Here is a 10,911-nt window from a genome sequence, read left to right on the forward strand (position 1 = left end):
GCGGAGCCGGACTTGAAATAACACGTCCTCCCTCGCAGAAGGGCTAAGACTGCGGGGGAGGACATCTGCTTCTACAACAACTTACTCTCATAGTCCGCAAGAATTCCGGTCATGATTGACCGCAATGCAACGGCTCTATCGGTATTGCCGGTATTGATCGCGTCTTTCAGGTCGCGGATTGCATTTTCCAGCTTCATACGTTGCAATCCATTCAAACGCAGAGCAAGATCGGGCGAGAAAATACCGCTATACAGCGATAATCTCTCCAAGGCCGACAGCGCTTGATTTTTATCGGCAACGAAATTGGCTTCGATTTGCTGGATGCTTCTTCTAACCTGACCCAAGATACCTTTGCTGATTTCACTGACGACTTTGTCGGCAACGACATTGGACAACTCACCGGTGAACTGAGTTTTGATCTGATTGCTTCCCGATGGATTATCCTGGGCGATAAAGCCTTCCACGATACGGTAAAAATATTCGGCTTCAACCTGTTTTTCCTTGGCTGCGTCGGCATCTGCGGTTCTATCTTCGATAATGCCTTGAACTTCCCGCAATACACCGATCAGAAAACTCCTGACCAAGGGGATGACGATATTTTCACGCGCCAGAGCCAATGACTGGCCATCTTCGGTATCGGCCTTATCGAACGTCCTTTTCCCTTGAATGAAGGCGGCGGTGATTTGATAATCGAGATCCGGATCACTGCCCGATACAATCGATTGTTTATCCGATGAAAGCACTTTGTCTTCTTTATTCGCCGTTTTGGCAATCGCCGAGTAGGCGGTATACGCTCTGTCCCATTCGAGCGCGAGCGCATCCGCCGATAAATTGCCGAACTGCTCCTGAACCAGCGTGACACGGTTGTATACAACCAGCGCAAACATTTTCTGCAGCGACTTATCGATCACTTGCAAAGCCAAGGGAGTCTGATTGCCGGATCCAATTTGTGCAATAGCTGCCAGCACATCCTGATCGATCGTCAAACCATAAATCTGGTCGACCAGTTGCGTGAGTTGTTGCAGGTCTGCGCCATATTTTGCCGCGATAGCATCGGCATCGATAGTCGTTTGATTGCGCAGACTGTCGATTGCCTGGTAATCGGCAAGTGCATTCTCCACGATGGGAGTATGTTGCGCTACTTCATATTGGGCCCGATTCAGCGCGTTTTCATACTTTGTCAGAATAGCCGATATGGCATTGCGCGCCAGCTCGGATTTAGGGGCACTGAGTTCATTGCTGGCAGTCATTAAATTTTCCAGCTCAGTTTCCAGACTGCCACGGTCAGCGGCACCCAATCGCAATTCGAGATCGGGCAACAAGACTCTGGCAAAATATTTGGCGCCCGCCGCTTCGGCCACTGCATGCGGGCGGTCTTTTTCCGTGATGGCGCTTGCTTGACCATTCATTTCAGCAACGACGCGGCCAATAAAGCCTTTTCCTAATTCACTGACAATCTCATCGGCAACGACTTTTGATGAATCTCCTGTCAATTGCGCTTTTATCCGCAAGCTGCCGGCAGGATTTCCTCTGGCCACCAGCGATTCAATGACGCGATAGAAAATCTCTCCTTCCTTAAGCTCAATGCTGGTTTCTTCCGGATCCACGCCTCTATTCTCAATGGCGCCGGCAACTTCACGTAATACCGCAATGTAGTAAGCGCGTGCAAGCGACATCCGTATCGCGTAACGGGCGATTTGCACCGTGACGAAGTCTTCTTCCGGATTACTTTTATTTATTGCTGTTCTAATTCTGGAAAAGTGATCGTTCACTTCAACATCAAGCCCTGGATTACTGCCCGCTTCGAGCGCTTGACGGTCGGCTGTCAATATTTGATTTTCTCTGGCCACAGTGGCGGAAATAGCTTGAAATGCAGCCACCGATTCATCCAGCATGGCTATCAAAACAGTCGATGTTCCGGTTTCAAATTGATCGCGGATGGCGGCAATACGATTCCAGATCGATTGATAAAAGACGCGCTGCAACGTCTTGTCGATCACTTGCGCCGCGAGTCTTGGCGCATAATCGTTTTTAATGTCGTCGATGGCCGCCAGCACATCGTTGTCCAAATTTAACGAATTGGCGGTATCGATTTCCTGCGTCAACGTTTGCAAAGCGCCTGCATAAGCATTTGCAATGGCATCGCCGTTAATCGGCACTTCTCTACGCAGCGTTCCAATTGTCCTGTAAGCAGTAACCGAAGATTCAATGGCTGCGGTATTTGAAGCCGCAACCGCATTATTAATTACAACCATGAAACATAAACTCACGATCAATAACATACTCAGTGAATTTATGAGTCTCCTCAATAAAAACATAAAAACTCCTCTATGAAATAAACATTAACGAGAATACAAATGATAACTATTATTATTTACAATCGCAACTAAAAATATATTTTTTTATTTTTGTGAGCTAAAAATTGGCAATCAAAGTGGCTCTGATCGCTATGGGTGAACCTGGGGTAATGTTAAAATCGTTTTGCGCGGAAGCGAAATATTTCGTATCAAACAAATTCTCTATATTTAATTGACCGCGAAAACGCTTGGTGAATTGTGTAAACAGCGCTGCATCCACGCGGGTGAAATCAGGCAAAGTAACACGATTCGTCAATGAAGCAAGCATGCTATCCCGGTGAATCACACCAAATGCCGCGCCGATGCTCGGCGTAATATCGTATCGGCTCCACATTGAAAAAGTATGGCGTGGAAGCTCGGCAACCGACGCGCCTTTCTTTGCAACGCCAAAGATGTCGCTGGTAATTTCACCGACTTGATAGGCATAACCGCCCATTACGCTCCAATTTGAAGTCAACTGCCCGGACAAACTGACTTCAACACCTTCGGTACGTTGCCCCTTGGTCAAAAAAGTTTGCCCGCCGACCACCGAGTTGATGACATTGGTGCGATCCAACTGATAAACCGCAGCGGTAAAAGCCAAATCCGGGCGTATATCCCATTTCACCCCTGTCTCCAGGGTTGTGAATTTTTCCGGTTTAAGTGTTTCAGTCGTGACGTTCAAGGCTGTCAGCTGATCACCGGCACGCGGCACATAGGCCTGACTATACGTTGCATAAAATGAAACAGGCGTGATCGGTTTATAGATCAAACCAAAACGGGGTGCGATTAAATCGTCTCTTGTCTTTAAATGATCTCTCGGGCCGTTCTTCTGCTGAAAATCCACCTCAAACATATCGTAACGCACGCCTACAATCGCTTGCAGCTGCGGAATGATCTCGATCTGATCCTGGATATAGAGTGAAGTCACATTCACGACACTGCGATTGAGCGCGTCCACATCCCCGCCACCATCTCTATTTCTGAATGTAATAGGAACATGAGTGATCGGATTGCGGAAAGAAACCGGCAGGCTTGTCGTAGCCAGACTATTATTAAATAAGCCCGTTTCACGCCGGTTATGGGTTTCCTGGCGCCCCACTTCGATACCAGCCATCAGCGTATGCGCAATAGGACCTGTGTTTAACGAATACAGCAAATTTGTCTGATTAAAAACATTTTCTCGCTTAGTCGCATTGTTATAAGCGCCCAGCGAAACTTCATTGAGCACATCATCCAATCCGCCGTTGGCAAACACATTCTGGTAGAACTTATCATAAGTCGCATAATTCGTGCGATTCTGCAATGTAACGCCGGTATCGAATTTATGCTCGATCAAGGAATTAAAAGCCAATACATCGACATTGGCATGACTGCGTCTCGGATCTCCGAAAAATTGCGATCGATCCACATCGACAGGCCGTCCCATGAATGAAGTAATGCCTCGATCCGCGGTGCGATCGTCATGAAACCGTTCCATACCGGCAACAATCTTGGTGCGATGCGTCGGTTTTAGCGTAACCGTCGGGGAGATACCCAGCCGTTCCATACTGACGCCGTCCCGGAAACTACCGGCATCCTCGTAAAGTGCATTCAAACGAACCGCGGCCATATCATTAATCACGTACCCGACATCGGCGGTCATTCTTTTCAGATTGAATGATCCTCCTTGGAAAGAGAATTCTTTTGTCGGATTCCAGTTCGCTTGCTTGCTGACACGATTGACCACACCGCCCGAGCCGCCACGGCCGAAAATCATACCATTGGCGCCTTTCAGGACTTCAACCCGCTCAATGTTATACAGATCACGGTAATATTCCACATCGTCACGGATGCCATCGGTAAAAAAATCACCGGTTGAGCGGTTACCGCGAAACACCAGCGCATCGCGGTTGCCTTCACCTTGGGAGATGCCGACACCGGGCACATAGCGGACCGCATCGCCGATGCTTCGCACCGATTGATCTTTAATCAATTCATTGGTTATCACCGATATAGCTTGCGGCACATCCCGCAGCAACGTATTGGTTTTGGTCGCCGTGCTGGTGCTCACCGCCGCGTAGCGATTGGTGTTGCTGGCCGTGACTTGTATTGCCGGCAATGTGGTGACAACCGGCTCAGGAGAAGCCGAAGGTACCGAGACGATGGCAAAACCATCGTTGCGTTGCGTCACTTGCAAACCGGAACCGGCAAGCAATTGATCGAGCGCTGCTTTGATCTCAAAATCACCCGTCAAACCATGCGTGACTTTCCCCTGCAATAGCGCAGGATCCAGAGCAAGTTTAATTCCGGCTTGTTGTGAAAATTGCGTGAGCGCGTCGTGCAGATAACCCGCAGAAATATCGTAGGTCCGCACTGCCGTTGAAGTGTTTACTGATTGTGCAACGCTAGACTTAGGCAAGAAAGCTGCCGCTAGACACACACTGACGAATACTGCGCAAAAACAGATGTATCTAGTAAAACCACGAATAGTCATATCATGAGTGAGTGCAAAATTATTTTTGCAGTGCTTACCCGATTCGAGGGTAAATATTATTATTAAAATGCAATGAATTGAATAACTAACCCGGATTCTCCGGCGAGATTCCAATCAGACGGAGAATCCTTATTGCGCCAAAAACTATTCTTGGATTTCCCTCAGACCGTTGTTTCGCACACGCAAGTTGATTGAGGAGTAAAATTTTGCGGCTGGGATTTCTGTACCAGTGTCTGATCCAGAACTTCTTTCGCATGGCACGCGCACAGGCCGCATTGCTCGGTTACTCCCAAGCTGGCTTTTAAATCCCTCATCCGGCCCGCACCTTGGTAGATTGCTTCACGCAACGCGCTCTCGGTTACACCTTTGCAAATACATACATACATTTTAAATACCTTGCGATCTATATTTAAAAAATTGTTGTCTTAAAAATAACGATCTAATGATCATTAATAATGAGAATGATTCTTAATTATACCCATTTCTTTATGAAATGCAAGATATCCAGCAAACCAGCGATCACGCCCTATAAAATACCCGATAGGCAGTCCTATCTTGGTTATCAACAAAAATTTGTTGAGTCGGTGCAAGACATATAGCATACTTACTGCGCTTCGATTTTCAGTGCGCACTTTCCGCGGAACATCACTCAGACCCTCTAAATTTTCACAGGCAATTTAATGTTTATCAGCGTTCTCGATCTTTTCAAAATTGGTATAGGCCCTTCCAGTTCGCACACCATGGGTCCCATGGTTGCAGCCAAGGATTTTCGCGGCCGCGTTCAAACTTTTGTCACCAGCCATCCGGTTCCGGATTTCCTGCAAGTACGCTGTACTTTGCGCGGATCATTGGCGTTTACCGGTAAAGGTCACGCCACCGATCGCGCAGTAACTCTGGGCATGCATGAATACACGCCGCGAGGACTGGCCAAACTGAATGTCAATGAACTGTTCCAGAAACTCTGGCAGCAAAATACGCTGCAAATCAACGAATCGATCAGCATTCACTTCAATCCGCCTGAAGACATTATTTTCGATCGTGGCGAGCCGCTGCCGGAGCATCCGAACGGCATGATTTTTCAGTTGCTGGATGGAACCGGCAAGACGCTGCTGACAGAAACCTATTTCTCAATCGGCGGCGGTTTCATTTCCACTCTGTCCGAGATTGGCCAGATCGTTGCGCCGATCAAAATGGAAGCGACCAGTTCGTGTGGCTTTCCGTTCGACTCCGCCAACCAGATGATGAAAATGTCAGCCGACAGCGGTTTATCGATTGCCGCCATGAAACGCAGCAACGAGCAGGAGCGCATCAGCGAACAAGCGCTGAACGATGGTCTGGATGCGATTTGGGACGCCATGCGCACCTGTCTGGAGAATGGTTTGGTCGCGGAAGGCCGGCTACCCGGCGGGCTTAACATTAAACGGCGCGCACACGCTTTGTATCTGCAATTGCAAAACAATCCGCAGAAAGCCAATCTGAACGACTGGCTGTGCGCTTACGCGATGGCGGTCAACGAGGAAAATGCCGCAGGCCATATGGTCGTCACCGCGCCGACCAACGGCGCTGCGGGCGTGATTCCAGCGGTGATTTATTACGCGGTGAAACACGAAGGCGCGACGCAGGAACAAGTACGCGATTTCTTATTAGTGGCCGGTGCGATCGGCGGATTGATCAAGCATAACAGCTCGATTTCCGGCGCCGAAGTGGGTTGTCAGGGCGAAGTCGGTTCCGCCTCCGCGATGGCGGCCGCCGGTTTATGCGCGATCAAAGGCGGCTCGACAGCGCAAATTGAAAATGCGGCGGAGATTGCATTGGAACATCATCTGGGCATGACCTGCGATCCGGTGGGCAGCTTGGTACAGGTACCCTGTATCGAACGCAACGGCTTCGGCGCGATCAAGGCGTACACCGCGTCATCACTGGCCATCCGCGGCGACGGCCAGCATTTTATGTCGCTGGATAACTGTGTCGCTGCGATGAAACAAACTGGTCTTGAAATGTCGGTGAAATACAAGGAAACGTCGCTCGGCGGGTTGGCGGTCAGTATTACCGAATGTTAAGGAAGCTCAGAAAAAGGTAGCGAGCGACGGTCAGGCGAGGCGAAATCAGAGGAAAAAGCGCAGTTTACGAGGTGTAAATGAGCATTTTGAGTCTGATTTCAACACAGCATGACCGAGCACAGTAGTTTTTCAGAGCTTCCTTAGGATCGGGTAAATTCGCACCGGTCACTTATCCCGGTGCAATTTTCCGATCACCGAGCGCACGCCGCGCACAACAAAATAAACACTGAGTACCACGACAGGAATCGCAATACCGGTCAGCAGTTCGACGTTGATGTCCTGCCCGGCCGCTTTCAATGCTTTCAGTCCGTAACCCACGATGCCGAGCAGATAGTAGCTCAGCACCACCACGGACAAGCCTTCCACCGTCTCCTGCATGCGCAATTGCACATGCGCGCGATTGTCCATGGATTTCAGCAAATCCCGGATCTGTCCTTCCATCGACAAGTCAACGCGCGTGCGCAATAACGCCGATGCGCGGCCCAAACGGGTCGACAGCGTTTCCAGCTTGGTATGCACCAGCTCGCACGTCCCCATTGCCGACGACAGCCGCTGGATCATGAATTCCTGCAACATCTGCAACCCCTCGATACGCTCTTCGCGCAATTCGGTGATGCGTAACTTGACGATATCGTAATAGGCTCGGGAAGCATTGAAACGGTGGCTGGTGAGCGCGGACAAACGCTCGGTTTCCGCCGCCAGTTGGGTCAATTCATTGAGCAAACTCTGCTCATCCTCGATGCAGGTCAGTCCGGCACTGTTTGCGGTCAATTCGGCCAAACGCTGATCCGCGCGCGCCAGTTGCGGTATGATTTTGCGCGTGATCGGCAGCGGCAGCATCGCCAGCATGCGATACGTCTCGATTTCCAGCAAACGCTGCACCAGCCGCCCGACCTGGCGGCTGCGTAAATTGTCGTCGTGAATCAGAATACGGCCGAAATTATCGGCATGAATCTGATTATCGCTCCATACACTGGCCGCGCCGCCCGCCACTTTGGAGCCGATCACCGTACCGGAAGCGAATAAACTCACCAGCTCATGCAAACTGCGTTTGGGACGCGAGCGATCTTCCAGCGCGATATGTGTCGCCACCAGCAACTCGCCCGGCAAACGCGCCAGCCAATCCTGCGGCACATACGCAACTGCAGGATGTTCAAATGGCGTATCAAAAGGCTTGGAGCGGTAAATAGTATACGTCGAGTATTCGGTATGCCGTTCCCAGCGCAGGCGAAACTCGCCGCAATCCGCGCTGAAATCGTTTTCGTGCGCATTCGGCGGATCGATGCCGTAGCGTGTGCATAACTCACCCACCAATTGACGCTCCTGATCGACCCGGTCGCGCTCCGACAACAGAACCAAATGTGAAAGCTCAAACGGCGGCGCCAGCAGCTCATACGCCACCGCATTCAATTCGGCATGCAAATCCTGCCGTTCCGGATATTCCGGAATCGCCAGCAATTTTTCTCCGGTAAGCGCGCCCAGTTCAGTGGCAACGGATGACAACGAGGCAGGGGAATCCATAACTATAGCCCGACTAAATATAATGAGCCGGTAGCATACCGAATTTTCATGACCCGCAGATGAATCTTTTGTGGAATGATTGCAGAGGAAAGTGTTAAGCAGCAGAAGCCGGACTGCACGCGATAAAAAAGATCAACGTTCAAGGAACGTTGATCGACTAACATTCAGGAAGATACTACACAGCGAGTCTAGCACGGCAATTGTGAAGGTTTTGTGAGAACAAAAATGACGATGGCCTTCATCAATTGCCCGCGATTCCGTGTAAAAATCCTGCGGTATAGTAGAATTCCGCAAGCTTACTCACCGGAGACAACATGCCATCCACCGCACCTTCAATCCTTGACCGCTATCTGGACAAAGTCATTCAAGACAATAAAACCATTGATGCGCGCGGCGTGATGCAAGTGAACCGGATGATTGAATTGTCGATGGAAGATGTCTTTATTCATTTGACCCTACGCATGAATCGTCCGGATAAATGGTCTTCACTGCTGGATACCATCAATTTAAGTCATACCTATTCTGAATCGGATCTTCTCCTCACTCGCAAACCCTTACCACGTATTCCGGAAATCCTGTGGCCATCGTATTCCGATTATGGTGAAACCGAAAAAGGTGTTTCCACTGACGCGCTCTGGCAGCGTCATTACACTTGGGTACTCCTGGGCGATCCTGGCGCCGGCAAAACCACTTTATTGAAACACTTCGCCGTGCAAGAAGCCACAGCGTATAAGACCGGCGAAGGTTATTTGCCGGTTTTTCTGCCGCTGCGTTTATTGGGCAAGAAATTGGAAAACCATTTCTGGGTACCCGAAGAAGCCATCCTGAATTATCTGACCGAAGACGGTTTAATCGAAATGGGCTTTGCCGATGAGCAGGAACGCCAAGCATTGCGTGACAGTTTTCAATCCGCACTTGCCTCCGGCCGCGCTTTATTGTTACTGGACGGACTGGACGAACTACGCGATCATCATGTGCAAAAACGTACCGTGCAAGCTATCGAGTCGCTGCACAGGTTGTATCCGGGCAATCGTTTCGCCGTTACGTCGCGCATCGTCGGTTACGATGCCGCGCCGCTCGGCGGCGGATTCAACACCGCCACGCTGGAGCCGTTCAACGACGAGCAAATGAGCCAATTTTTCCAGCGCTGGTGCTACGCGGTGGAAAAAAGTGAAGATACCGTAGACGACGAACACACCCGCAAACGCGCCGAAGACAAAGCGAAGCAACTCATCGAACAAATCCAGCAAAACCCCGGCATCCGCTTACTCGCCACCAACCCGCTGCTATGCACCATCATCGGTCTGATCCAGCGCCAGGGCGCCACACTGCCGCAGTTGCGTGCGGAACTTTACAAGCTGTGCATCGATACGTTCATTTTCAATTGGGAACTCAAAAAACGCCATCGCAGCGATCAAACCGGCAGCTTGGATAAAGACCAGACCCAGGCGGTATTGGAAGCAATCGCATTGCACCTGCACGAACACCATCCCGTGAACCGCATGCCGCGCGAGCAAATGATCACGATCATCAGCCAATTTCTGGTCACGCAGCAAGGTATGCCGGAAAGCGAAGCGCAACACAAGGCCGGGCAACTGCTGAACCTAATCCGAGATGTATCGGGCCTGCTGATCGATCGCGGCAACGAAGAATATGGTTTTTTTCACCTGACTTTCCAGGAATACCTCGCCGCACGCGCCATCACACGCAAGAAGCGCGATATCGACCGCTATTTGAGCCAGTATTTGTTTGAACCACGCTGGCGTGAAGTGATTCGTTTGGCCGCCGCACATCAGGGCATGAAAGACGAGGAATCCGGCAGTGAATTCATCGCGGCCATCCTGCGCCAGAAACATCCGCGCGACGATCTGATGCACTACACCTTCCGCTTTGCCTTTTTGTGCTTGAAAGAAGCCAGGGTGGAAATGGCAACATCCGACCGGATGTTTCGCCAATGGATTGAATACTTTCTCAATGAAGAAAACACTCGGGATTTATTTCTACAACTACTTGAACAACCGGGTGCAAAAATCCGCTACCAAGCGAGTACGCTGCAACCATTGGTTGCTGTCCTTGTGGATAAAAATTCGGCTGTTCGCTCGCATGCAGCCGATGCACTGGGGAAAATCGGCGATAAATCCGCTGCTGATGCGCTTATTCTCGCTCTCAGTGATAAAGATTCGTCTATTCGCTCGCGTGCAGCCGGGGCACTGGGAGGAATCGGCGATAAATCCGCTACTGATGCGCTTATTCTCGCCCTCAGTGATGAAAATCTGGATGTCCGCTGGAGTGCAGCCCATGCACTGGGGAAAATCGGCGACAAAACCGCTGCTGATGCGCTTATTCTCGCCCTCAGTGATGAAGATTCGTCTATTCGCTCGCGTGCAGCCCATGCACTGGGGGAAATCGGCGATAAATCCGCTGTCGATGCGCTCATTATCACCCTCAGTGACGAAGATTTTCCTGTTCACTGGCGTGCAGCCGATGCACTGGGGAAAATCGGCAACAAAACCGCTGT

General features: G+C 50.4%; 6 protein-coding genes. 2 read left to right on the forward strand and 4 right to left on the reverse strand.

Going from position 1 to position 10,911, the window contains the following annotated elements:
• Window positions 1–71: 71 nt before the first annotated feature.
• The 3 genes from ABD07_RS13975 to ABD07_RS13985 form a co-directional block, all read right to left on the reverse strand.
• Entirely contained in the window at window positions 72–2,255 is a 2,184-nt protein-coding gene (locus ABD07_RS13975; protein WP_240142575.1) for a hypothetical protein, read from the reverse strand.
• A 160-nt stretch (window positions 2,256–2,415) separates the two neighbouring features.
• Window positions 2,416–4,737, reverse strand: a complete 2,322-nt coding sequence (locus tag ABD07_RS13980) for a TonB-dependent siderophore receptor (protein WP_240142576.1) — start codon at window positions 4,735–4,737, stop codon at window positions 2,416–2,418.
• A gap of 236 nt (window positions 4,738–4,973) precedes the next feature.
• The gene (locus ABD07_RS13985) at window positions 4,974–5,198 is read right to left on the reverse strand and encodes a (2Fe-2S)-binding protein (protein WP_160818797.1); all 225 of its coding nucleotides are present in this window, start codon (window positions 5,196–5,198) and stop codon (window positions 4,974–4,976) included.
• Window positions 5,199–5,492: 294 nt separating this feature from the next.
• Here ABD07_RS13985 and ABD07_RS13990 point away from each other — a divergent pair, with 294 nt between their 5' ends.
• A complete protein-coding gene (locus ABD07_RS13990; RefSeq protein ID WP_160818798.1) occupies window positions 5,493–6,872 on the forward strand; it encodes an L-serine ammonia-lyase in 1,380 nt (459 codons plus the stop codon).
• A 165-nt stretch (window positions 6,873–7,037) separates the two neighbouring features.
• Here the strand turns inward: ABD07_RS13990 and ABD07_RS13995 are convergent, their stop codons facing one another.
• Window positions 7,038–8,393, reverse strand: coding sequence for a DUF3422 family protein (locus tag ABD07_RS13995; RefSeq protein ID WP_160818799.1), 1,356 nt, complete (start codon window positions 8,391–8,393; stop codon window positions 7,038–7,040).
• Window positions 8,394–8,707: 314 nt separating this feature from the next.
• On the opposite strand from ABD07_RS13995, the gene ABD07_RS14000 reads away from it, so the two are divergent.
• Window positions 8,708–10,911, forward strand: a 2,204-nt coding sequence (locus tag ABD07_RS14000) for an NACHT domain-containing protein (protein ID WP_160818800.1), incomplete at its 3' end; no start/stop codon positions are given.

The sequence above is a fragment of the Nitrosomonas oligotropha genome, from assembly GCF_009833085.1.
Taxonomy (GTDB): domain Bacteria; phylum Pseudomonadota; class Gammaproteobacteria; order Burkholderiales; family Nitrosomonadaceae; genus Nitrosomonas; species Nitrosomonas oligotropha.

Coding starts and splice junctions, on each gene's coding strand:
- ABD07_RS13975 (WP_240142575.1), bottom strand. CDS start 2,255: ATGGTTGTAATTAATAATGCGGTTGCGGCTTCAAATACCGCAGCCATT.
- ABD07_RS13985 (WP_160818797.1), bottom strand. CDS start 5,198: ATGTATGTATGTATTTGCAAAGGTGTAACCGAGAGCGCGTTGCGTGAA.
- ABD07_RS13990 (WP_160818798.1), top strand. CDS start 5,493: ATGTTTATCAGCGTTCTCGATCTTTTCAAAATTGGTATAGGCCCTTCC.
- ABD07_RS13995 (WP_160818799.1), bottom strand. CDS start 8,393: ATGGATTCCCCTGCCTCGTTGTCATCCGTTGCCACTGAACTGGGCGCG.